The following is a 22,197-nucleotide window of genomic DNA, read 5'->3' on the forward strand; positions in this document are numbered from 1 at the left end:
TATAGACCAAAAGGCTCACGGCCTGCGTTCGCTCAGTCGGAAGCTCCGGGCAGCGCGCGTTCGACGAGTTCTTCGACCACGGGGAGGGCCGATGCGCGTTCCACGGGGTTCAGGCCGATCCGGCTGCGCCGGTCGAGGACATCCGCCGCGTCGAGTGCTCCTTCGTGGCGGACCGCCCATAGCACCTCGGCGGCCGTGAGCCGCAAGCCCGGCGAGACCGGTTCCGCGAGGTCCGGGTCGAACTCGGCCAGCGCCGCGACGCGCGCCGCCTCGGTGCCGTACTTCGCGACCAGCGGTGCGGCCGCTTCGACGTTCGTCAGGTGGCGGCGTGGCGCGGCACCGACCAGCGCCACAGCCGCGGTGCGCGACGGCCCGGCGGACAGCCCGCCGGCGTGGACCGCCGCGTCGACGGCGTCGGCGCCCATCTTCCGGTAGGTGGTGAGCTTCCCGCCCACCACGGTCACCACGCCCTCCGGCGAGGTCAGCACCGCATGCTTGCGCGACAGGTCGGCTGACTCCTTGCGGCCCCGCTGCTCCAGCAACGGACGAAGCCCCGCGAACGAACCGAGCACGTGCTTGCGCTCCAACGGCTGCTCCAGCGCATCGCGCACCGCCGCAAGCAGGAAGTCCACATCGGACTCTGGCGCCTCGGGCACGGACGGGATCGGCCCTGGTACCGGCTTGTCGGTCAGCCCGAGCAGGGCGCGGCCGTCGGGCTGCGGCAGCAGCAGGACGAACCGGCCTGACTCGCCCGGCATCGGGACGACCAGCGAAGTCCCGGCGATCCCGGCGGCATCCGCATCGACCAGCAGGTGCGACCCGCGCGACGCCCGCAGCTGGACGTCCGGCGAGAGCTCCCCAGCCCACACCCCGGCCGCGTTGACCACCGAGCGGGCCCTGATCCGCAGCGACTCGCCGGTGTTCTGGTCCACCACGTCGGCCCCGCCGCCGTCGATCCGGCGCGCGCGAACGTGGGTGAGGATGCGCGCGCCGAAACCGGCCGCAGTGCGCGCCAGCGCGACGACCAGGCGCGCGTCGTCGACGAGCTGACCGTCGAAGCCGAGCAGGCCACCGCGCAGGTCGGCGGCGCGCACACCCGGCACGAGGGCGAGCGCCTCCGCGGCGGGAATCCGCCGGGGAGGCGGGAGCACGCTCGACGGGGTGCGAGCCGTGCGGCGCAGCGCGTCGCCCGCGTGGAGCCCGGCGGCGAGCACCAGCTCGGAGCGGCGCGACACGCTGCCGTGCAGCGGGATGAGCTGCGGCAGCGTGCGCACCAGGTGCGGAGCGGTGCGCGTCATCAGCACGTTGCGTTCGACGGCGCTTTCGCGGGCCAAGGCGACGTCGCCGTGGGCGAGGTAGCGGAGGCCGCCTTGCACGAGCTTGCTGGACCAGCGGGACGTTCCCCAGGCGAGGTCCTCGGCTTCCACCAGCGCGACGGAGAGCCCGCGGGCGGCCGCGTCCAGGGCGGCCCCGGCGCCGGTGACGCCGCCGCCGACCACCAGCAGGTCCACCTGGTCTTCGGCCACTGCGGACAGATCGGCGGTGCGGCGCGCGGCGTTCAGCGAGGTGGCGCGCAGCGAACCGGCGGGCAGCGGGGTGGTGATCATCGGACCTCCGTGCGGATCGGCGGGGTACCGGGGTGCGCGGTTTCAATTGAAACTGCGCACGGTCAACGGTTTTCGACAGTTTCAATTGAGACTGTCGAAAACCGGTCGGTCAGGGATCGGCGGGCTGCGGGCCCAGGGCACCGTCGAGGAGGTGCGTGAGCTCGTCGGTCAGGGCAGTCGGGTCGATGCCGCTGGTGGCAGGGCCGGCGGAGAGCACGAACGACTGCACCAGCAACAGCAGCGCACGGGCCTGCACGGCCGGGTCGGCACGTCGGATCGACCCGTCCTCGTGGCCGCGCGCGAGGTATTCGCGGATGAATCCCTCGGCGGCGAGCTGCGTGCTGCCGAGCCGTTCGACCAGGTAGGGCAGCAGGAGCTCGGCATCGGTCTCCAGGACCCGCTGCAGCAGCGGCGCCGATTGCAGCAGGCGAACTCCGTGGACCGTCGCGGCGACCAGGTGCTGCCGGCCGCTTCCGGTCGCGTCCCCGGTGCTGGCCAGCTGCATGATTTCGCCGAACTCCACCGCCATCAGCGCGGTGACGAGGCTGTTCACGTCGGGGAAGCGCCGGTACAGCGTCATCCGGCTGACCCCGGCGCGGCGCGCGATCCCGGTCAGGGTGGTGCGCCGGACGCCGTTGGCGAGCACGCATTCCCGGGCGGCCCGGAGCAGTTCGGCGTCGCCGACCCGGTTCGCCGCCGGGCGGGTCGGTCGGTCCGCTGCCGGGGCCGGCCCCGCTCCAGCGCTGTGACATTGTGGCGTCATATGTAACACTGTACTGGTGAACGGCCTGATCGAACACACCCTCCGCGGCAGCTGGACCTCATCGGGTGCGTCGGCCGCACCACTGTCGCCACGCTCGTTGCGCTGGTTGCGGCAGCGAACCGGGCTGGCCGAGATGACGACGCCCGCGGTCCCTGCTTCGCTGCTGGAGGTCGCCGGGAGCGCCCTGCCGGAAGCGGCGCGCGCCGAGCTCGCCGCGCTGATCGGCGAGCAGCAGGTGCTGACCGAACCCGCATCGCGCCTCGGCCGGGCCGGTGGCCTTTCGTACTCCGACCTGATGCGCCGCCGCGGCGGCACCGAGTTCGCGGTGCCCGACGCGGTGCTGCTGCCCACGGATCCTGAGCTGGTGCAAGGAATCCTGGAGATCTGCGTCCGGCACGACATCGCCGTCGTCCCGTTCGGCGGCGGTACCTCGGTGGTCGGCGGAGTCGACGCGCTGCGCGGCGACAAGGTCGCGGTCGTCGCGCTGGACCTGGCCCAGCTCGATCGGCTGGTCTCCCTCGACCCCGGCTCGCGGATCGCCGTGCTGCAGGCCGGGATGCGCGCGGCGGAAGCCGAATCCCTGCTGGCCGCGCACGGTTTCACGCTCGGCCACTTCCCGCAGTCCTTCGAGCGCGCCACCATCGGCGGCTTCGCGGCGACCCGGTCGGCGGGGCAGGCCGCTGCCGGTTACGGGCGCTTCGAAGACATGGTTGAGAGCGTGCGGCTCGCGACTCCGGTCGGCGAGTGGCGGCTCGGAGTCGCGCCCGCCTCGGCGGCCGGTCCCGACCTGCGGCAGCTCGCGGTCGGAAGCGAGGGGACGCTCGGCGTGATCACCGAGGTGGCGGTGCGCGTCCGGCCCGCGCCGGTCCGTAGCCGGTACGAGGCCCTGGTGGTGGACGGCTGGCAGTCCGGGGTCGATGCGGTGCGAGCGCTCGCGCAGGGGCGCGTGCTGGCGGACGTCACCAGGTTGTCCGATGTGGACGAAACCGAGGTGCAGCTCGAACTCTCTGGTGCGCTCAAGGCCGGAGCTTTGAAGACTTACTTGCGCGGCAAGGGAATCCGGCAGCCTTGCCTGCTGGTGCTCGGCTGGGATGCGGCGTCGCGCGCCGAGCTCAAGCTGCGCCGATCGGCGACTTTGAACGCATTGCGGGGAATCCGTTCGGTGCGGCTCGGTCGGCCGGTCGGCGAGGCGTGGCGATCCCACCGGTTCTCGGGGCCGCGGCAGCGCGACGCGCTGCTGGATCGCGGCGTCTGCGTGGAGACGCTGGAGACCGCGACGCACTGGACCGGGCTGAGCGAACTGCGCTCCGCCGTGCGAACGGCGCTGGTGCGGAGCCTGAAGGTCGGCGGCAAGTCGCCGATTGTGATGTGCCACATCTCGCACGCCTACGAGACCGGTGCCTCGCTGTACTTCACGGTGCTGGCGCCCCGGAACGCCGACCCGATCGGCCAGTGGCAGCGGGCCAAGGAGGCAGCCTCGGACGCCATCGCCGGACGCGGCACGATCACCCACCACCACGCGGTCGGTGCCGACCACTTGCCGTGGCTCGGTGCGGAGATCGGCGACATCGGAGGCAAGGTGCTCGCGGCGGCGAAGAAGGCCGTCGACCCGACGGGAATCCTCAACCCCGGCAAGCTCATCCGGCCAGCGCGGTGACCGAGCGATAGCGGTAGCCGAGCCCGCGGTAAACCCTGCGCGCGGGCTCGTTGTCCGCGTCGGCCATCAGCGCCACCGCGCCTTCGGGGGCGAGTTCCCTGGTCAGGAATGTGCAGAGCATCGTGGACAGCCCGCCGCCGCGGTGGTCGGGGTGGGTTGCGACGCCGGAGATCAGCCGGAGCCCCGGAGCAGGCCAGGAGTCGCCGCCGACGGCGAGCAACGCGCCGTCGGCGGCGCGGATCCCGGCCCAGCGGCGAGCGCCGGGGTCGTCCGGGAACAGGTACGACCCCGGGTTCGCCTTGCGGAGCAGGCTGGCTATCGCGTCCTCGTCTGCGGCGGTCAGCCACTCGACGTCCGGGGTCGGGGCGGTCGGCGGCTCGGCGGCGAGGTGCATCCAGCCGAAGCTCGCGCGCACCTGCAGCCCGATGCGGGCCGCGACGTCTTCGGCGAGCCCGGCGGTCGCCAGCGGCCGGAACCGGTCGCTGCGCAGCATCGGAATGACCCGCGCGAGCAGTTCCGCCGCGTCGTCGACCGGGCCGCTGAACAGCAGGCGGTCGTACCGGCACAGCTTCGGCGCGTAGACGGCGACAGCACTGCCATGCAGCCAGGCGGCCCCGGCCTCGTGCGGGTACTCCGGCGTCAGCGCCTGCGCGCCCCAACGCACCAGCAGCCCATCGGTGGCTCCGGCGACCTCTTCGGCGGTGAGAAGTTCCTGCATACCCCGATCCTCCCTAGCTGCTCCCCGGCGCCCGATACCACACCCCAGGAACATTTCCGCAGATCAGCGCCCCTGAGCGTGTTGGGTGCTATGGCAACCGAAACCGCTCACGGGCCTTGGCCGGCCGGCGGGCATCGACGAGCACGGGCGCACCGTCAGCGACGACTTCGCGGCCCAGGGCAGGCAGGCCTTCGCCGCATCGAGCGGGTGCTCGCCGCGGCCGGGGCCGCCCTCGCGGACGTCGTCAAGGTGACCATTCTGGTTCGCGACATGGCCGCGAACCTGCCGAAGGTCATCGAACTGCGCGGCGAATTCCTCACCGAGCCGTACCCCGCCGACACGCTGCTCGAAGTGTCCTTGCTGGCCCAGCCGGAATGGCAGATCGAAATCGACGCGATCGCCCTCGCCCACGCCTTCGCCCTCGCCCTCGCCCGCTGACCGCCACCAGGCCCTGGTCGCCGCCATCGAGCCGCGCGGGCTCACCTACCCGCACATCGACCTGCGGCCCCGGCGGCGGGCACACTGATCACGAACTTCAACGCCCGGAGCCAACGGCGCAGCGCTTGTAGCGGCTGTTTCCAGGTGCGTTTGCGCAGTGGTGCGTCCTCGCTGGCTGGGTGTGAGGTGAACGGACCGCTTGTTGCGGTAGGTGAAGTGAACGGTCCGTTCGCTTCAATCATTGAGCTTTGGTGTGGGGTGTTGGGTGTGGGGTGAACGGACTGGTTGTTGCGGTAGGTGAAGTGAACGGTCCGTTCGCTCCATCCGCTCCACGCCTGCCTTGAGTTGCCGCAGCTGGTGAGGTGAACGGACTGTTCGCCTCACCTGACCGATCGTTTCCGCAGGTTGTTTCCAGCCCCATTTTTCGTGGCGGTGCGGGCAGCGGCCCCTCGGTCGCCGCCCGGACTCCGGGATCCCGACTCGACTATGACCAATACGCGGCATCGGGGCTGTCCTCGCCTACCGCACCCACAACCATTCAGGGCCCTGGCCAGGCGAAACCTTCAGGCGTGACCTGGTGCAGTGGGTCAGGAGTCCTTCTTGCGGCGGGGGCGGAGGCTCGCGGCGAAGCGGGGCTTTTCGAGGGCGCTGTAAAGCGCCATGTAGGCCGCCTGGACTTCGCGGCGGGAATCGTCCGGAGTGGACGCCCGCGCCGCAGCGTCGGGGTCAGGCATGCCCTTGACCTGCATCCACCGCTCGTCCCACAGCGCCTCCATCGCGGCGTTCCACCGCTTGCGCACGTCTTCGACGACCTGCTCGCGCTGCTCGTCAGCCGCCTCCCGGCGCTGCCGCCCCGCGGCGACCGCCTCGCCGAGCTCGCCGGCACGCTCCCGCTCGTGCCGGCGCAGCTGCTGCGCGGAGGTGGTGGCCAGGGCGGTGATCTCCTTGTACCGCTCCGCGGCCGGAACCTGCTCAGTCACCGGCTTCCTCCCGGATCTCGCACGGCTCGTCCGCCGCCCGCTGCGCGGGCACTGCGGGAACTGGTTTGGCCTGGTCGCCGAGGTCGAAGGGCAGGATCACCTCGGGCCGGGAGTGCACCGCGCGGTCGAAGAACAGGCCGCGCCGCGCCCGCGGCGACCAGTTGACCATCTGCCCGGCCGCGAACGCGGCCAGCTCCTGGCCGTGCACGTCGAAGGCGACCCACGCGCCGATGTCGTCGACCGGCCCCATGCCGAGGGTGTTCTTCACCCGCTGCGCGCTGCGCCACCAGCCGATCACGTGCACCCGCAGTTCCGGGCCCTGCTTGAGGATCTTCCGCAGGTGGTCCAGCCCGCTGACCCTGGTGGTCGGGTCCTTGCGCTCCAGCGTGGTGTGCGCCGCGTCGGCGGCGTAGAGCACTAGGCAGTGCGGCACGGCGGTGCCGGCGCGGTGGTCGATCTTCTCAGCCGCGGCGGCCAGTACGGACTCGATGCCGTCCAAACCGACCAGTTTCACGTCGTGGTCGTCGTTGCCAAGAGCTTCGGCGACGCCGCGGGCATCGTCTTCAACGTCGTCCAGCAGGGCGGCGATGGTGAACTTGATGTTGCCCGGATCATATTGCCGGGCAAGGGAAAGCGTCGCCGTGCCGAGAACGCTGATCGCGTCCGCGAGCACCGAGCCGATCACCGCGACGTTGCGCCCCGGCGATCGCGCGAGCCGCACCGCGGCGGCCGTGCCGTCGACGTCGATGATCTGCCCGAGCAGCACCTTCGGCACCGCCACCGGTGCGCGCAGCTTCGTGTAATCATCCAGTGTGGACAGTTCCGGCAGGTTCGAGCCGTCGAACAACCTCGGCTGCCGGGCGTCGTCGTCGAGCTTCTTGCAGAGTGCCTGCTGCAGCGCGTCGAAGGTGTTCTTCGCGGTCGCGTCTGGGATGCGCGCGATCTTGTTGCCGTGCTTGACGCCCGACTCGTGGTTGACGATCGCGTGCCACCGGGGCAGCTCCATCGCCGCGTTGTTCTGGTCGGCCAGCACCCGCCGGGCCTTGGGCAGCGCGATCCGCAGGATGAACTGCTCGAAGATCGCCGGCTTGCCCCAGAACGCCTCGATCCCCGACACGTCCTGGCTGGCCAGCACCAGGTGGATGCCCTGCGATCGGCCGCGCCGCGCGACGTCCTCCAGCAGTGCGGCGGCCTGCGCGGTCACCGGGTCGCGCTCGGCGAAGAGGTACTGGAACTCGTCGATCACGGCGACGATCCGCGGCCACCGGCCGGTCGGGTCCTCGGCGCGCAGCTCCTCCAGCTTGGTGACCTCGTGTTGCTTGGCGGACTCCGCGCGCCGTCGCATCTCGTCGGCCAGGAAGCGCAGCAGCGCCAGCCCGAATTCGCGGTCGGTGTTGACGTTCACCCCGACCAGCTTGGCGTGCGGCAGCCAGCTTGGATCCCGGCGGCCGGGGGTGAACTGGGCGAACGACACGCCCTCCTTGAAGTCCAGCAGGTACAGCTCCAGCTCGTCCGGCGAATAGCGGGCGGTGAGCCCGCCGAGCATGCCGTAGAGGAAGTTCGTCTTGCCTGAACCGCTGGGGCCACCGATCAGGGTGTGCGGGCTGCCGTCGCCGAGGGTGATCCACACCGGTTCGCCCTCGTCGAAGCCGACCGGCGCGTGCAGCCCGGCCGTCGAACGCTGCGTCCAGAGCTGCTCGGGCACCAGGTCGTCGAAGGTCCGCACCCGGGCCCGCCGGGCGAGGAACGCCTCCGCGATCGCCGAGCACGCCTTGGTGGCCTCGTTGCGCGACGGGGACTCGTCCAGCTGCACAACGGCTTCCGGGCCGGTCATGCTGGTGCGAGCCCGGTTGCTGCGGAGCAGCGTGATGGACTCGATCGCGCTGTTCACGGTCAGCGGGAGGTCCACGACGATCAGCTGGATGCCACAGGCCAGGCCGTTGCGGGCGATCCGCTGCAACTGTTGCTGCTGCTCCTCGCGCAGCGGCTCGCCGTTGCCGAAGAGCACCGCGATGCGCCACGGCTCCGAGCGGTGCCCGGTATCCGCGGCCAGCGAGCGCAGCGAGGTGTGGCCGCCGACCAGCGAATCGGTGTGGATCCGCCGGATGTGGTCGGAGAGCGCTTCGAGCATCTCCTCCAGCCGGGTCGGATCGTGCGCGGTGAGCAGGCCCGCGCGGGCCAGCGGGTACAGCCCCGGCAAGGTCCCGGTCAGCTGCGCGACGTCCCAGACGTGGATGCGCACCAGGCCGGGCTGGAAGTGGCTGAGCAGCCGCAGCAGCAGGTTCTGCACCAGCGCTTCGGCGGAGTCGGGGTTGTCGTCGGTGATGATCCGCAGGTGCGACTCGTCCAGCAGTGGGACGGCGGCCGGGAACGGTTGCGGGGCGGGCGAATCCGGCACGGTCGCGGTGCCGATCCGCCACAGTTCGGGCGGCGGCGCGGCCGCGTCCCGGGTGCCGATCTCGCCGAGCCACTCGGGCCACGGGAGCCCGGCGGACCCGGGAGCGGCCTCCGCCGCGAGCCTGCCGAGCTGCTCCGGCCCCCGCTCGGTCCACTCCACGTAGATCTCCGCCCGCATCCGCTGCGCTTCCCGCATCGCGGCCTGGAACACCGGGTTTGCGGGATCGGCGATCTCCGCCGGTTGGCGTTCCGCAGCGGCCACCCCGACCTGCGCGATGCGCAGCGCGAACTCCTGCTGCGCGCATTCTCCGAGGACGCGGTCGTGTTCCTGCTCGGCAGCGCCGAGCGCCGAGGCGATGCTGGTGCGCAGGCGTTCGAAGGCTGCTTCGATCCGACTCCGCCGCTCGTTGCGTTTACCCACACCCCACCTCGGAACCCGTGTTACAGACTGTGATCAAAATACCACTCGACGAGGAACCGGGCAGGCCCCTGGGGTGCCCATGCACTAGGCCGAATACGGCGCAGTTGAGCGCCGAATACGGAAAAGCCGCCGTGTACTACAGACGGGTGGCGAAGTCGCGGACCGTATCGAGGATGCGCTGGATTGCCGCCTGCGTTCCCTCGATCTGGTCATCTGCGCGGGGAAGGCCCGGAGGGATCGCGGATGCGGGGTGCTCCGGGTCGAGTTTCGCCAGCGCCTGCTGCGCCTGGGCCAGCGCGGTGCGGCAGGTGGCGAGGTGGGCACCCGCGTCCTCCAGGCGTTCCTCCGCGGTGCGGAGGGTCTGGATCAGTTCGTCGAGAGTCGACACGGGGCCACCGAGCCTGTCTTCGAGTCGGGTCGATCTTCTGTCGTGGGGCAGTAGGGCGATTTCACGCGAAATCGCCACTAGGCACGCGTGGTGGTGGGGGGCGGCGATTTCGCGTGAAATCGCCGCCCCGAAGAACGGCCGGGAGCCTACAAGCGGCCCGCGTAGCCCTCGGTGGAGTTGATCGTGGCGCTGAGCGTGCCCTGCACGCCGTTGATCGTCTGCATCACCTCGGCGAGCATGCCGTGCGCGTGCTGCATCTCCTCCTGGGTGCTGCCCTGGGTCGCGGACACCAGTGCGGCTTGCGCCTCTTCCAGTGCGAGGTTGCCCTGTTGCAGGGCGGCGATGGCCTCCTGCATCTTCTGGTTTGCCAAGGCAATGCCCGCGCGAACTTCTTCGACGCCCGCCATCTGGACTCAGGACCTCCGTGGTGCGCAACGCTGTCTCGGTCCACAAGTTAGCGTCCGGCGTCGCCGACGGCGCAAGCAGGTGGGTGCAGATGATCACGAGGTGATCGCGGTGCGTGACGATCGGCGGAATTGATCACCCGACCGGCTGCGCCCGGGTGGAGAGGGCATCGTCCGGTGCGCCAGCCCCCGGGGCGCAATTTCGATGAAAATCAGAGGTCCGATGTCCATCGAAATTGCGGTCGACGGCGTCAGCCGTAGTCAGCGGCGTCCACTGTGGATTTCTATTCGTCCGTTTCCGGATCGATCGCCGAGATCTCGATCGACGCCACCCCCGACGGCGGTGTCGGGGAGGCCGCCCACCGGGCGGTGGCGCGGTGCTCGTCGACGCGCAGCCGGGACCAGCCGGTGCCGCCGAGCGTCGACATGGCGCCGAGCACGATCTCCGGCAGGTCGCCGAGCGTCGGCCCGAGGTCCAACGCGACCCGCACCAGCGGCGGATCGACCGCGTACTCGGTGATCGTGGCCGTCCGGGACAGGCGGCTGGCCACCGCCCGGGCGGGCCATTCCGCGCCCGCTCGCCGCTCGGTGACAACTTCCACCAGCAGCCGCAGCCGCGGCCTCAGGTTCCCGTGCTCGTCCACGTCGCCGATGCCTTGCGGGACCTGCGCGGGCGGCTCGTCCGGATCTGCGAGATCGGACCTGCCGAACAAGATCGACCCGCCGGACCACGCCTCGACCAGCATTCGCTCCCCGCCGCCGACCAGGTCGCCCACCAGTTCCGGGTGGTCCACCACGGTCCAGGCCGTCGGCGGTTCGCAGGACACCCGGTGCCGGGCGTAGTCGGGGCCGAGTTCGCGGAGGAAGTTGCGCACCGCGCGGGACAGTCCGGCCACGTGCTGCCCGGTTTCCGCGCTGCCCCTGCTGATCGTCACCGACCAGCAGCCGGGCTCCTCGTCGGAGCAGTCCCCGGAGGCCACGATCCGGCCGCCGATTCGCTGCACCAGGGCGCGGCACGCGGCGCGTGCAGACGGCTCGTCGTCGGCCGCGACGACGACGGTGATCAGCAGTTCGAGCTCGGTGTTCTCAGCCATCGCGAGACGCATTCTCCCGCACGGGCCCGGAGCGTCGAACGGATGATCAGGTGAAGTCGCGCGAACCGGCGCGGTGCTCAGGCTTCGCCCTCGTCAGGCCCGGTGGGCTCGCCCTGGCCGAGGCCGTAGTAGTAGTGGTAGAGGTCGCGGCCCTCCTGGTCGGAGAGGTGGCCGTGCTCGGCCTCGACGCGCGGGGCGTTCTTCACCCGGTCCTTGGAGACGCCCAGCTCCAGGCGGTTCTCCTCGGTGGTCGCGCCGTTGAGCGGCACGAAGGTCTCCTTGACGCCGAAGATGCCGATCCGGACGGTGACCCACTCCGGTTGGTGCGTGACGTCGTCGACGTAGACGTTGCCGACCCGGCCGACCCGGTCGCCTTCGCTGTCGAACACCGGAGTGCCGATCAGGTCCTGTGCGCGCTCGACGTTCATGGCCACCTCGCTCGCTCCGCCCCACCTGGAGGCCGACCCCCGTCGGCCTCCTCAAGCTGCATGCGCTGGACCTGAGCTGCAACCGCGCAAGCGACACGCCTCACCCGAACAGGTAGTGATCGTGATTATTTCCGCCTGCTATTAACAATCTTCGGTTTTCGGCAGAAGCTATCCCAACCGCCACGCAAAACGAGCCGGGAAGCGGGGTCCTACGAGTTCAGCTCGCGGCCGATGAAGGTGAGGATGTCGTTCATCACCTCGGCCTTGTTGGTCTCGTTGAGCAGCTCGTGGCGGCCGCCCGGGTAGATGTGCTCGTGGAACTCGCTGCCGCGGATGCGGTCGATGCCGGTGCGGGTGTCGGCCTCCGGCACCAGCTCGTCGTCCTCGCCGTGTACCCACAAGGTCGGCTTGTCCAGCATCGGCCCGTCATTGATGGCCAGTAGGCAGTCGTCGACGGCCTGCAGCGTGGCGCGCTTGATCGGGCCGTGCCAGACCAGCGGGTCGGCGACGTAGGCCGCACCGACCTCGGGGTCGCGGGACAACGTCGCCGGGTCGATCGGGGTGTCCGGGATCACGTCGTGCTCCAGCAGGTCCAGCACGTGCCAGGTGCCCAGCACCGGCGCGGACAGCACGACCGCTGCTAGGTGCTCCTGGTGTTCCTGGGCGTAGCGGGCGGCGAGCATCCCGCCCATCGAGTGTCCGATGAGGACGACGGGCAGTTCCGGGTGCTCGGCGGCGACCTCCCGGCGCAGGGTTTCCAGATCGGCCACGACCGTCTCGGCGTCCTCGAAGTAGACCCGATCACCGGGCGAGCGGCCGTGCCCCACGTGGTCTGGGGCGTAGACCAGCGCGCGGGCGCCCACCAGCTGCTCGGCCACCCACTGGTACCGGCCGGAGTGCTCCCCGTAGCCGTGCGAGATCAGCGCGATCCAGCCCGGGTTGGTCCCCGACCACTCGCGCACCGCCAGCTCGCAGTGCCGTCCGCTGACCACTCGATCCGTTGGCTCGATCATGTCGCCACCCCAGCACACCTCGTCTGATCGGGCTAGCCCCCCTGGGTTTTTCGCCGTTCGATCTTCCGCCGCGCCGGTGTCGTCGCAGCTCAGCAGTGGAGCGACCGGGGTGGCGGCCGCTTTCGCGGGAAACCGGCCTGACCGGCGTCACTGGTGGTACGCGCTGTTGTTGATGGCGCCGAAGCCGCACACCGGGCCGAAGTTCCAGGTGACGGCGAGGGCATCGGTCTCGTCCGGCGGGATGACCTGCGCGCTGACCGGAGTCGGCTGGCACGGGCCGTCCGTCGGCTCGCCCTCGTGCGGGACCGCAGTCCAGTGCAGCGTGGCGTTGGCCGACTGGCCGGGCGCGAGCGTGATCAGGCCCGGGCCGGGGTTCGGCGTCCGCTCCATCGTGGTCGGCAGCGGCTTGCTGGATCCGTCGACCAGCTGCATCCCGCCGTAGCCGTAGAGGGTGCAGGTCTCCTTGCTGGTGTTCTGCAGCACCAGCTGCGCGTAGCGCTGGCCCGCCCCTGCCTCGGAGTTCTGCAGCGAGCCCGTGAGCATCGAGGTGTGGCAGCGCTGCACCTTGCTCGGTTGGTGACGCACCTGGGCCGTCGTGGGCGTCGCCCGGCTGCCGGTGCTGTCGGCGTTGCCGGTGTTGGTGTTGCCGTCGGTCCCGGGTTGGGGCGCCGGCTGTTCTGCCGGACTGGCGGCCGATCTTGCCGGTCGGACGTTCTCCGCCGGTGTCGTGACGGCTTGGCCGTGCTGGGCGCTCGTCGCGCCGCAGCCCGCCATCAGCCCGGCGATCAGCAGTGCTCCGGACGCCTGGAGCGCCCGCGGGCCGAAACTCCGAAATCGGTGCGGGGTCACGATGACCACCTCCCGTCCCCGTCCTCGCGGCGGGGTCGTCGGTAATTGCTCTGCTGCTCTGAAGACGTCCGGGTGTCGGTGTGGTTGCCTCCGCCACCGATTTTCCCGCCGCCCGCAACCGTTCGATCCGCGCGCTCCACGTGACGCAATGGGCGCCCGCGACCGGCGGATCGAGTGACGGTCCACTGCACCGAAAAGGTCGTATTGAGGCCAAGAACAAACCCGATCTGAGTAATTCCCGCCCCGTGATTCCGCAACTCTCGCTCGGATATCGACCAATCGGGCGGCGATCTTGACCTGAACGGCGGGACTGCCCGAATGCTGGACTTCGATAGTTTGGCACCGGCAGGAGGCCGTAGTCAGGGGGTTGATCATGGCCGAGCGAATTCCCGGTATTGACGTATCGCGATATCAGGGGCAACCCGACTGGGGAGCGGTTCGGGGAGCTGGATACGCGTTCACCTACATCAAAGCGACCGAAGGCGTCGGATACGTGAGTCCGACGCTGGACTCCCAGCTGGCCGGTGCGCGCGGTGCCGGGCTGGGCACCGGGCTGTACCACTTCGCCCGCCCGGACACGAATTCGCCCCAGCAGGACGCGGCCGATTTCGCCGCTCAGCTCGGGCGGTTGAACTCCAGCGCGGCGGGCAACCTGCCGCCGTGCCTGGACATCGAAACGGATGCGCCGAACCTGGGCGCCTGGATCAAGGGGTTCGTCGACGCGATACGCGGGCACACGGGCCGGCACGAGGTCGTGGTCTACGCCTCGGCGTCCTGGTTCCAGGGCAAGCTCGCGCCGGAGACCTGGGTCGACCCAGGGGTGTTCCTGTGGGTCGCGCACTACGGCCGCCCGCCGGGCGAACCCGGTTACCTCACGGACCGGGTGGCGATGCACCAGCACGCCTCGGACGGGCAGGTTCCCGGGATCGGCGGCAACACCGACCTGAACGTGTCGATGGTTCCGTTGGAGGTGCTAACCGGGGCCGGCGCGCCGCCTCCGCCGCCACCGCCGGAGACCTACGTCGTGCAGCCCGGCGACACGCTCTCTGCGATCGGGCAGCGATTGGGCGTCGATTGGCGGGAGATCGCCCGGGTCAACGGCATCACCGCCCCGGAACTGATCTACGTCGGCCAGGTGTTGAAGATCCCCCGCTGACCGAGCTTTCGTTCGTCGCAGAATCCCGTTCGTTCCGGAGCGAACGGGATTCCGGCTGCTCCGGCCCGTCGTGCGCGGACCAGGCGCACCGTCAAAAAATTGCCGCCGAGAATGTCGTTGCGCCCCGTTCGCGATCGGTACCGACTACCGTTTTTCGGGTGAGCATCGCGAAGTGCGGAGGTGAACGCGATGGCGAGTACAGCGGAGCTGCTCCGTTGCCACTGGACGCGTGGTGAACCGGGTCGAGAGGCTCCCCGGGAACTCGTGGTCGCGCTCTACCGCTGGTGGGTGGCCGCGATGGTGCTCAAGATCGCTGGTGCCACCTGGGACATCTGCTGGCACTTCCGGTGGCTGCGCGACGATTTGGCGCCACCGCACCTGATCAACACGGTCGGCACCGTGATCGTGATCGGCCTGGTGGTCTTTCACACCTACACCGGGATCGGCGTCGACCGCGCCACGCTGCGCTGGATGCAGTGGGGGCTCGGGATCTTCCTGGTCGCCGCGCCGCTGGACGTGATCAACCACCGGATCAACGGGCTGGACATCACCGCGTGGAGCCCATCGCACGCGTTGCTCTACCTCGGCACCGGGCTGATAAGCGTCGGCCTGCTCCGCGGGTGGGCCCGCTACGGCGGCGGGGACCGCTACTTCTACCCGGTCACCTGCTTCCTGTGGTTCACGGTGCTCGACAACTTCCTGTTCCTCAACCAGCACCAGGAGTACGGCGTGCTCGGGTTGGCGGCCTGGGAGCGCGGTACTCCGTACGCCGAGGACACCCTGCTGCAGTTCGCCGCCGACGACCTCGGGCGGCCGCTGGACTGGATCGCGGTGAAGTCGTTCACGCTGCCGGTGCCGGACTGGGTTTACCCGACGTGGGCGACGGTCACCGGGCTCGGCACGCTAGTGCTCGCCCGGCGGCTGGCCGGGCGCCAATGGACGGCGACCACCATCGCCGCGGGCTACCTCGTTTTCCGTTGCGTGGCTTGGGCATTGCTCGGGGCGGCGGGCTTCCCGATCTCGGCCGTGCCGTTCTTCCTGCTCGCCGGGGCCGTGGCGATCGACCTCTCGTTCCGGCTGGCGCCGGCGATCCGGCCGTTCGCCGGGGCGGCAGTCGTGACGGCGGTGACCTACCTGGCGTTGTGGATGCAGCAGACCTACATCGCTTCGCCGCCGGTCGACTACTGGTCGGTGCTGTACGCAGTGGTCTTGTTCGCCGCGGTGTGGTGGCTCATCTCGTACCTGCTCGACACCGAGAGCGGTCGCCGGAGCTGGCAGCGGGTGGTGTCGCGCGGTCAGACGATGACCGGGGCGCGGGAGAGCACGACCCCCAAGCCGTAAGCGATGCCCATCACGCCGACCTCGGCAGCGGCCCAGCCGATCAGCGCGGTGCGCTGGTGGCGCGCGATGCGGGGCAGCAGGCGGAAGCGCATCTGCGACGCCACCGCACCCAGCACCACCAGGCACCCGGCCTTGGCCAGGATGATCTGGCCGTAGCCGGTGCTGATCAGGCCGGGCAGGCCGACTGCCGGCGTGATGATCAGCTCCATCAGGCCGTTGAACAGCCCGGAGATCCCGACGACGAAGATCGCGATGGTGGCGAGCTTCGAGAAGCGCGGCAGGGCCTCGGCGAGCAGCCCGCGGCGCGGCGCCACGAACAGCGCGACGGCGGCCAGGCCGCCCGTCCACATCGCCGCGCCGATCACGTGCAGCTCCATCGAGATCATGCTGAAGTCGTGGTACTGCCAGTCCGTGGCGTGACCGGTCAGCGGCATCGGGAGCAGGCCGAGCAACGCGATGATGGTGCGCAGTTCCGCCGGGACCTTCTCGCCGAACCGGACCGCGACCAGGCCCAGCGCCGCGCACAGCAGCCCGGCGCCGGCGCTGACGAGCAGGCCGGGACCTGCCGGGACGTTCGCCACGTAGTCGATCAGCAGCCCGGTCGTCAGGGGGCGGTCCGGGCTGAGCTCCGCGGTGTGCAGCACCAGTGACAGCAGGGCGCTTAGCATCCAGACCAGCGCGGTGACCACCGTGAACTGCCTGGCAAGCGCCATGACCGGCTCGGTGTGCTTGGGGCGGTCGAAGCCCAGCAGCTTCGGCAGCAGGCTCAGGCCGACGGTCGCCAGCGCCGCGACGTCGAGCAGGGCTCGCGCGGCCGGCAACCCGAAGTGCACGAGCGGCGGCAGGTCGGGGAGGCCCGGGATGGTGCCGACGGCCGTGTAGGCGGTCGCGGCCAGCGCGGTCAGCAGCACACCGCCCAGGAGTGCCGCCACCACGGCGGCCTTGGCGCCGACCGCATTGCGCTCGTCCGAGTCGGCGGTGTGCACCGGCTTCGCGGACCGGCCGTGCTGGGAGGCGTCGGAGTCAACAGCCACGAGTGCATCGTCTCACCAAGATGAGCGAGCATTGCCGTTCGGGCCGGAGCAAGCGCCGGATTTGATCACTGGTCGTGACCGAATTGTTCCGGTGCGCGAACAGTTTCGCGGCGTGATGTTGTCGTGGTGTCGCATTCGTCACCGTTTCCGCCCCGAATAGTTGATCTTCGACCAATGTGATTTCCCTGCTGGCGGGGGGTCTTCACCCGGGTACCGATAATCCGCCGGTTTGTCCACCGGGCAGTGCCGTTCCGGTCCGCCCTGGTGGGAAGTGTTGCTGACAAAGTCCTCAGCAACGTTGTTCTACAGTCGTGCATGTGTATCCGGCGGACAGTGCAGAAGCGCATGCGGGTGGTGCGTCCGGCGCGCCTCGGTCGCGCCCGGGTGCAACGATTCCGAAACCTGCTGGGTTCTTTCCGCACCTTTCGTCTAACAGTCGACTTTCGTTCACCGTATCGGTTCGCACATATTCGTCTGGCGTTTCACGAGCCGCCGCAATTACGTGCTCTGCTGTAATGCCCGGTGAGCGGACCGAGGTCGGCATGCGGGTTTCCCGGAGGTTTGACCGGGGCGGTGCCGAACCACGTTTCCGCAGGCCCGGAGGGGTTTCGGGGTCGATCCGGGGGCGTCGCGACCCAGCGGTCCGGCGGGCGCCCCAGGGTGCGAACCTGACACGTCTCAGGGAAATTGGGGGTCCGGCCCCGGATGTGAGTCGGACTCGCGAGACGCGAGATTGAGCGGTGTGGACGGACAGCGAGGGCAGGAATCGGCAGGTTCGGAACCTGGCACTGGCAGTAGGCCGACGCGGCGGACGCCGCGGGGCTCGACAGCGGGACGTGGCATGGATCGCGCACTAGGGTGTTCGGCAGTCGAACGTTCCCGCAGCCTGGTGAAGAGGACTGACGCGGTCGTGCACCACCATCCGACCACACCCGCGGGGAGTGGTCCGCGATGACTGCACTCGCGGTGTTGCTTGCCGCGCTCGGGGCCTGCGGGTACGCCGTGGGAGCACGACTGCAGCACGCCGCGGTGCACGACACGATGGACGGCGGGGGGCTCGGCCTCCGCAGCCAGGCCCAGCTCCTCCGCAACCCCCGCTGGCTGGGGGGCTTGGCGGCACTCGGCAGCGGCACCGTGCTGCACGCCTGCGCGCTCGGCCTGGCACCGCTGAGCGTGGTGCAGCCGGTCGGCGTGCTGGCGCTGCCGATCACCGTGCTGCTGATGCTGAACCTCCGGCAGCAGGGCATCCACGCGCGCGACCTCAAACCCAGCGTCGCGCTCTCGGTGGTCGCGGCCACCGGCGGCGTCGGCGCCTTCGTGTTCCTCGCTGCTGGCAGCGCCACCGCCACTCCGATCGCGGGCGGCGAGCAGCTGCTGGCCACCCAGCTGGTGGCCGGCGCGATCCTGCTGCTCGGCGTGCTGGCCCTGCTGACCCGGTCGAAGGCGCGTTGCGTGCTCTTCGCCGCTGGCTGCGCGGTGGCGTACGGGTACGTCTCGGTGCTGATGCGGGCTGTGGCGCAGCAGCTGGGCACGACCGAACTGCTGGACATCAACCCGCTGCCGCTGCTCGGCATCGTCGTCGCGATGGTGGTGGGCGGTTGGCTGCTGCAACACGGGTACGCCAGCGGCCCGCCGGACCTCGTAGTGGCCTGCCTGACCGTGATCGACCCGCTGGTGGCCGTGGGCCTGGGTATCGGACTGCTCGGCGAAGCCGACCACGTCAGCACGTGGACGGCCGTCGGCGAAGCCCTTTGCGCCGTGGTGGCCTGCGCCGGCGTCTTCGCGCTGGCCCGCTACCACCCCGACACCCAGGGGCACCGCGTTCCCGCCGCCGCTGCCGCCACCACTGTGTCCTCTGCTGTTCTGCCTTCTGCGACCACCGTGTCTTCGACCGCTGTGCCCCCGACGAACACCGCGACCTCCACGACCACTGGGACCGGCAGCAGTGATCTTGCCGGACCGAGTTCGACAGATCGTCCTGACGGGAGTTCCACTTGACTTCGCAACCGTTCAGCAGGCGCCCGCTGCGGATCGTGATCGGCGCGACAACATATCCCCCCGACGTAAACGGGGCGGCCAACTTCGGCCACCGCCTGGCGACTGGGCTGTCCGGTCGCGGCCACGACGTGCACGTCGTCTGCCACTCGACGGACCGGGAGTCGCGCATCGACGTCGAGGACGGCGTGACGGTGCACCGCGTCGCCTCATACGGCTCGCCGTTCCACCCGTCGATCCGGGGTCTCCTGCCGTGGCAGGCCGCCCAGGCGGACCGGCTGATCGCCGAGATCCAGCCCGACGTCGTCCACGTGCAGTCGCACTTCTTCATCTGCCGCGGCCTGATCAACTCGGCGCGCCGACGGGACATCGGGCTGGTGGCCACCAACCACTTCATGCCGGAGAACATCTTCGGCTACTTCAAGGTCCCGCAGTTCCTCCAGCACGCGGCGGGCCGCCTGCTGTGGCACAACCTGGTCAAGCACTACCGCAAGGCGCAGCTGGTCACCGCGCCGACGCCGCGAGCCGTCCAGCTGTTGCAGGAGAACGGGTTCGCCGAGCTGGCGCTGCCTGTCTCCTGCGGCATCGACGTCGAGCGGTATCGGCGTCGGGCCCGGAGCTACCGCAAGCAGCATCCGGATCCGGGCACCCGTACCGTGCTGTTCGTCGGACGGCTCGACGAGGAGAAGCACATCGACGACCTGCTTCGGGCTATGGCGCTGCTGCGCACCAAGACGCCGACGCGGCTGGAGATCGTCGGCAACGGCAGCCGACGCGCCGCCTTCGAGCAGCTCGCGGCGCAACTCGGCATCGCCGACCGGGTGCACTTCCACGGGTTCCTCAGCGACAGCGAGCTGCTCGACGCCTACGCCCGCGCCGACCTGTTCTGCATGCCCAGCATCGCCGAGCTGCAGAGCCTGGCGACAATGGAAGCCATGTCGGCGGGCACCCCGGTGGTGCTGGCCAACGCTATGGCCCTGCCGCACCTCGTGCAACCGGGCCAGAACGGCTGGCTGTACCCGCCGCGAGACGTGCACGCCCTGGCCAGCGCGATCGACGACGTGATCAGCGACCGCATGACGATCGACCGGATGGGCGCGGCCAGCGAGCGGCTCGTGTCCCGGCACGACATCGACGAGATCCTGGGCCGGTTCGAAGCGATCTACCACCACGCGATCGACCCGGACGGCGCCGTCGAGCTCGACGAAATCCGCACCGAGCTGGCGAGCTGATCCGGCATGACCACCCCGGAACTCCACCCCGCGGAGCGGGTGGAGCACGTCGGCGGCGCCGAGCTGCACTACTGGGTCTACCGCGAGCACCTCACCGAGACCAGCAACCTGGTCACCGCGGCGGGCCCCGCAGTCACCCAGGTCGGTTCGGTCGTCCCGATCGACCCGGTCGAACCTGCCGACACGGTGCTGATGGTGCACGGCCTGCGCGGCACCCACCACGGTCTGGAGCTCGTCGCGGCGGGCCTGCCGGACCAGCGCGTCGTGATCCCGGACCTGCCCGGATTCGGGGACTCCGGGCCGATGAGCGGGCGGCGGCACGACGTTGCCGGCTACGCGCAGGTCATCACCGAGCTCATCGCGCTGCTCGGCGGCCGGACCCGGCCGATCGCGCTGCTCGGACACTCCTTCGGCTCGATCGTGGCCGCCCGCGTCGCCGCCACATCGCCCGAACTCGTGCGACGCCTGGTGCTGATCAACCCGATCGCGACTCCGGCGCTGCGCGGACCGCGCGTGGTGCTGTCCGGGCTCACGTCCGCCTACTACACGCTGGGCAAGCGGTTGCCGTTGTGGGCAGGGCATTCGCTGCTGAGCAACAGGTGGGTGGTGCTGGCGGCGAGCCGGGCGATGACGCGGACGAAGGACAAGCAGCTTCGCGGGTTCATCGACGCCAACCACCTGCGGTACTTCAGCCGCTTCCACAGCCCCGCCCTGCTCAGCGAGACCTTCGAGGCTTCGGTGACGCACACCGTGGCCGACCACACCGACGCGCTCCGGATGCCGACGCTGCTGATCGCGGGGGAGTCGGACGAGATCGCGCCCCTGGAGGGCCAGCGCGCGCTCGCGGCTCGGCTCCCCGACGCCGAACTCGTGGTGATCCCGAACGTCGGCCACCTGGTGCACTACGAGACGCCGGGGCAGGCGTCCGAAGCGATCCGACGCTTCCTCGGAGCGCCATGAACGGCCCGGGGAAGGAAAGCGGCGGGACCGCGGACCCGCGTTCGGGTGCGGCAGGGTCGGTGACGACGAACGTCGTCGTCGATGCGCGCTGGACGCGGACCGATCAGCACGACGGGATCAGCCGCTACGGCGCGAGCTTGATCGAGGCATTGCACCACCTCCTTCCGGTGACGATGTTGATCCATGACGAGCGGCAGCTGCGGCTGCTGCCGTCCGGTGTCCCGCACGTGAAGGTCAACAGCCCGTTCTCGCCGCGCGAGCTGTGGCTGTCGCGCACCCTGAACCGGCTCGGTGCGGACGTTGTGTTCAGCCCGCTGCAGGTGATCGGCGGGTTCCGGCGCGACTACCGGCTCGTCCTCACCCTGCACGACCTGATCTACTACCGGCATCCGCAGCCGCCGGGGTTCCTCCCGCTGCCGGTGCGCGCCGCCTGGCGGCTCTACCACAAGGCGTTCTGGCCGCAGCGGGTGATGCTCAACCGCGCGGACGCGGTGGTCACGGTCAGCGAGACGACCAAGAAGCTGATCGCGGAGCACCGGCTCACCCGGCGCCCGGTGACGGTCGTCCACAATGCACCGTCCCCGCCGCCGGAGGACGACGCGCTCGACCTGCTCGACGGAGTCGACTTGCTCGACGGGGTCGACGTGCTCGACGGGGTCGAATCCGGTGCGGCTCAGGAACAACCGGGTGGGCCCCGGGAGCTCGTGTACATGGGTTCGTTCATGCCGTACAAGAATGTGGAAACGTTGATCGCGGGCATGGCTTTCCTTCCTGGGTATCGCCTGCACCTGGTCAGTCGAGTCGCGCCTGCGCGCGAAGCGGAATTGCGGGGACAGCTACCTCCTGATGTCGATGTCGTTTTCTGGCGGGGAATCAGTGAAAGCGATTACCAGGCGCTGCTGGGGAGGGCGAGCGCGCTGGTCACCGCTTCTCGGGACGAGGGTTTCGGGCTGCCGATCATCGAGGCGATGAACGCGGGGACGCCGGTGGTCTGCAGCGATCTGGAGATCTTCCACGAGGTGACCGGGGGAAACGCTAGGTTCTTCGATCCGGGGTCGTCGAAGGACTTCGCCACCGCGGTGCGTGCCGTGGAGGATTCCCGTACGCGTGCGGATCTGGTCGCCGCGGCTCGTGGTCAGGCGGCGAAGTTCACCTGGGCCAACTCCGCCGAGCGCCTGCTTGAGCTGATGCGGGACCTGGTCCGCTGAGTTCCTGTCCTGGCGGTTGCGTCCGACGGGCCTGGCTTTGCTCGGGGTTCTCAGGTGTCGTCCCGGTAGGTCGGACACCTGAGTCGGGGATTCCGGGCGGGGCGGGGCTGGGAT

At 70.0% G+C, this 22,197-nt stretch carries 20 protein-coding genes; 8 read left to right on the forward strand and 12 right to left on the reverse strand.

The window, feature by feature from the left end:
* Window positions 1-32: 32 nt before the first annotated feature.
* Together SSPN_RS0121865 and SSPN_RS0121870 are read right to left on the reverse strand one after the other, a co-directional pair.
* Complete coding sequence (locus SSPN_RS0121865) at window positions 33-1,607, reverse strand: glycerol-3-phosphate dehydrogenase/oxidase (protein WP_010308828.1); 1,575 nt, start codon at window positions 1,605-1,607, stop codon at window positions 33-35.
* 109 nt (window positions 1,608-1,716) lie between these two features.
* Window positions 1,717-2,370: a TetR/AcrR family transcriptional regulator gene (locus SSPN_RS0121870; protein ID WP_010308832.1), complete on the reverse strand. Its 654-nt coding sequence runs from the start codon at window positions 2,368-2,370 to the stop codon at window positions 1,717-1,719.
* 16 nt (window positions 2,371-2,386) lie between these two features.
* Here SSPN_RS0121870 and SSPN_RS0121875 point away from each other — a divergent pair, with 16 nt between their 5' ends.
* Entirely contained in the window at window positions 2,387-4,027 is a 1,641-nt protein-coding gene (locus SSPN_RS0121875; RefSeq protein ID WP_010308834.1) for an FAD-binding oxidoreductase, read from the forward strand.
* On the opposite strand, the gene SSPN_RS0121880 is transcribed toward SSPN_RS0121875, so the two are convergent.
* Window positions 4,008-4,745, reverse strand: a complete 738-nt coding sequence (locus tag SSPN_RS0121880) for a GNAT family N-acetyltransferase (RefSeq protein ID WP_010308836.1) — start codon at window positions 4,743-4,745, stop codon at window positions 4,008-4,010. The two genes, SSPN_RS0121875 and SSPN_RS0121880, sit on opposite strands and share 20 nt — an antisense overlap.
* Before the next feature lie 207 nt (window positions 4,746-4,952).
* Here SSPN_RS0121880 and SSPN_RS44940 point away from each other — a divergent pair, with 207 nt between their 5' ends.
* A complete protein-coding gene (locus tag SSPN_RS44940) occupies window positions 4,953-5,183 on the forward strand; it encodes a RidA family protein (RefSeq protein WP_010308838.1) in 231 nt (76 codons plus the stop codon).
* Between the two features lie 587 nt (window positions 5,184-5,770).
* Here the strand turns inward: SSPN_RS44940 and SSPN_RS0121890 are convergent.
* The 8 genes from SSPN_RS0121890 to SSPN_RS0121925 all read right to left on the reverse strand — a co-directional run bounded on the left by SSPN_RS0121890 (window position 5,771) and on the right by SSPN_RS0121925 (window position 13,157).
* Window positions 5,771-6,163, reverse strand: a complete 393-nt coding sequence (locus SSPN_RS0121890) for a hypothetical protein (RefSeq protein ID WP_010308840.1) — start codon at window positions 6,161-6,163, stop codon at window positions 5,771-5,773.
* Window positions 6,156-8,981 carry an FtsK/SpoIIIE domain-containing protein gene (locus SSPN_RS0121895; protein ID WP_010308842.1) on the reverse strand — a complete coding sequence of 942 codons (2,826 nt, stop codon included), beginning with the start codon at window positions 8,979-8,981 and terminating at the stop codon, window positions 6,156-6,158. The genes SSPN_RS0121890 and SSPN_RS0121895 overlap by 8 nt, the downstream gene beginning before the upstream one ends.
* 136 nt (window positions 8,982-9,117) lie before the next feature.
* Window positions 9,118-9,369, reverse strand: coding sequence for a hypothetical protein (locus SSPN_RS0121900; protein WP_010308844.1), 252 nt, complete (start codon window positions 9,367-9,369; stop codon window positions 9,118-9,120).
* 146 nt (window positions 9,370-9,515) lie between these two features.
* Window positions 9,516-9,776, reverse strand: coding sequence for a hypothetical protein (locus tag SSPN_RS0121905; RefSeq protein WP_010308847.1), 261 nt, complete (start codon window positions 9,774-9,776; stop codon window positions 9,516-9,518).
* Window positions 9,777-10,057: 281 nt separating this feature from the next.
* On the reverse strand, window positions 10,058-10,867 hold the full coding sequence (locus SSPN_RS0121910; protein ID WP_010308849.1) for a hypothetical protein: 810 nt from the start codon (window positions 10,865-10,867) through the stop codon (window positions 10,058-10,060).
* Window positions 10,868-10,944: 77 nt separating this feature from the next.
* Window positions 10,945-11,295 carry a PRC-barrel domain-containing protein gene (locus tag SSPN_RS0121915; protein ID WP_010308852.1) on the reverse strand — a complete coding sequence of 117 codons (351 nt, stop codon included), beginning with the start codon at window positions 11,293-11,295 and terminating at the stop codon, window positions 10,945-10,947.
* Between the two features lie 209 nt (window positions 11,296-11,504).
* Window positions 11,505-12,308: an alpha/beta hydrolase gene (locus SSPN_RS0121920; RefSeq protein WP_010308855.1), complete on the reverse strand. Its 804-nt coding sequence runs from the start codon at window positions 12,306-12,308 to the stop codon at window positions 11,505-11,507.
* 147 nt (window positions 12,309-12,455) lie between these two features.
* Complete coding sequence (locus SSPN_RS0121925; RefSeq protein WP_237710683.1) at window positions 12,456-13,157, reverse strand: DUF4232 domain-containing protein; 702 nt, start codon at window positions 13,155-13,157, stop codon at window positions 12,456-12,458.
* 373 nt (window positions 13,158-13,530) lie between these two features.
* On the opposite strand from SSPN_RS0121925, the gene SSPN_RS0121930 reads away from it, so the two are divergent.
* Window positions 13,531-14,313, forward strand: a complete 783-nt coding sequence (locus SSPN_RS0121930) for a GH25 family lysozyme (RefSeq protein ID WP_044575291.1) — start codon at window positions 13,531-13,533, stop codon at window positions 14,311-14,313.
* A gap of 189 nt (window positions 14,314-14,502) precedes the next feature.
* Window positions 14,503-15,654 carry a hypothetical protein gene (locus SSPN_RS44945; RefSeq protein ID WP_143539464.1) on the forward strand — a complete coding sequence of 384 codons (1,152 nt, stop codon included), beginning with the start codon at window positions 14,503-14,505 and terminating at the stop codon, window positions 15,652-15,654.
* Here SSPN_RS44945 and SSPN_RS0121940 read toward each other — a convergent pair.
* Entirely contained in the window at window positions 15,609-16,688 is a 1,080-nt protein-coding gene (locus SSPN_RS0121940; protein ID WP_010308868.1) for a copper resistance D family protein, read from the reverse strand. The two genes, SSPN_RS44945 and SSPN_RS0121940, sit on opposite strands and share 46 nt — an antisense overlap.
* 951 nt (window positions 16,689-17,639) lie before the next feature.
* Between SSPN_RS0121940 and SSPN_RS0121945 the strand changes: the two genes are divergently transcribed.
* From SSPN_RS0121945 to SSPN_RS0121970, 4 genes are read left to right on the forward strand one after another with little or no spacing between them, the layout of a single operon-like run.
* On the forward strand, window positions 17,640-18,686 hold the full coding sequence (locus SSPN_RS0121945; RefSeq protein ID WP_010308871.1) for a DMT family protein: 1,047 nt from the start codon (window positions 17,640-17,642) through the stop codon (window positions 18,684-18,686).
* A complete protein-coding gene (locus SSPN_RS44950; protein WP_010308874.1) occupies window positions 18,683-19,915 on the forward strand; it encodes a glycosyltransferase in 1,233 nt (410 codons plus the stop codon). The genes SSPN_RS0121945 and SSPN_RS44950 overlap by 4 nt, the downstream gene beginning before the upstream one ends.
* A gap of 6 nt (window positions 19,916-19,921) precedes the next feature.
* Window positions 19,922-20,875, forward strand: a complete 954-nt coding sequence (locus SSPN_RS0121965) for an alpha/beta fold hydrolase (protein WP_010308877.1) — start codon at window positions 19,922-19,924, stop codon at window positions 20,873-20,875.
* Window positions 20,876-20,934: 59 nt separating this feature from the next.
* Window positions 20,935-22,083, forward strand: coding sequence for a glycosyltransferase family 4 protein (locus SSPN_RS0121970; protein WP_029535604.1), 1,149 nt, complete (start codon window positions 20,935-20,937; stop codon window positions 22,081-22,083).
* Window positions 22,084-22,197: the final 114 nt, after the last annotated feature.

Source organism: Saccharopolyspora spinosa NRRL 18395 (assembly GCF_000194155.1).
Classification (GTDB): domain Bacteria; phylum Actinomycetota; class Actinomycetes; order Mycobacteriales; family Pseudonocardiaceae; genus Saccharopolyspora; species Saccharopolyspora spinosa.